At 71.3% G+C, this 1,122-nt stretch carries 1 protein-coding gene; it reads left to right on the forward strand.

Annotated elements, in window-relative coordinates:
* Nucleotides 1–1,018, forward strand: a 1,018-nt coding sequence (sucB, locus tag ACFV0Q_RS41930) for a 2-oxoglutarate dehydrogenase, E2 component, dihydrolipoamide succinyltransferase (protein WP_385013385.1), incomplete at its 5' end; no start/stop codon positions are given.
* Nucleotides 1,019–1,122 lie beyond the last annotated feature (104 nt).

Here is a 1,122-nt window from a genome sequence, read left to right on the forward strand (position 1 = left end):
GGCCCCCGTGGCCGCCGTGGCCCCGGTCGCCGCTCCGGCTCCGGTCGCCCCCGCCGCTCCCGTTGCCCCCGCCGCCCCGGTCTCCGCCGGTGACGAGGGCGCTTACGTGACCCCGCTGGTGCGCAAGCTCGCCTCGGAGTCCGGCGTCAACCTGTCCACGGTCTCGGGCACCGGTGTCGGTGGCCGTATCCGCAAGCAGGACGTCCTGGCCGCCGCCGAGGCCGCCAAGGCCGCTGCCGCCGCTCCGGCGCCGGCCGCCGCTCCCGCCGCCAAGGCTCCGGCCGCCGCGGTGTCCGAGCTGCGTGGTCAGACGGTCAAGATGACCCGCATGCGCAAGGTCATCGGCGACAACATGATGAAGGCCCTGCACTCGCAGGCGCAGCTCAGCTCCGTGGTCGAGGTGGACATCACCAAGATCATGAAGCTGCGCGAGAAGGCCAAGGCCGGCTTCCTCGCCCGCGAGGGCGTCAAGCTGTCCCCGATGCCGTTCTTCGTCAAGGCCGCGGCCCAGGCGCTGAAGGCCCACGCGGTCGTCAACGCCCGGATCAACGAGGACGAGGGCACCATCACCTACTTCGACTCGGAGAACATCGGCATCGCCGTGGACTCCGAGAAGGGCCTGATGACCCCGGTCATCAAGGGTGCCGGTGACCTCAACCTGGCGGGCATCTCCAAGGCGACCGCCGACCTGGCCTCCAAGGTCCGCGGCAACAAGATCACGCCGGACGAGCTGTCGGGCGCGACCTTCACCATCAGCAACACCGGCTCGCGCGGTGCGCTGTTCGACACGGTCATCGTGCCCCCGAACCAGGTCGCCATCCTGGGCATCGGCGCGACGGTCAAGCGCCCGGTGGTCATCGAGACCCCCGAGGGCACCGTCATCGGCGTCCGCGACATGACGTACCTGACCCTGTCCTACGACCACCGCCTGGTGGACGGCGCGGACGCGGCCCGGTACCTGGGCGCCGTCAAGGCGATCCTGGAAGCCGGCGAGTTCGAGGTCGAGCTCGGTCTCTGAGGCCGAGAGGGTCCAAACGAGGTCGAGATCGGCCTGTGAGGCCCCGCGCGCAGCTCCGGCTGCCGCTCACGGCGCCCCCGCCCGGATTCGTCCGGGCGGGGGCG

It is taken from the genome of Streptomyces sp. NPDC059564 (assembly GCF_042735575.1).
In the GTDB taxonomy this organism is placed as follows: Bacteria; Actinomycetota; Actinomycetes; order Streptomycetales; family Streptomycetaceae; genus Streptomyces.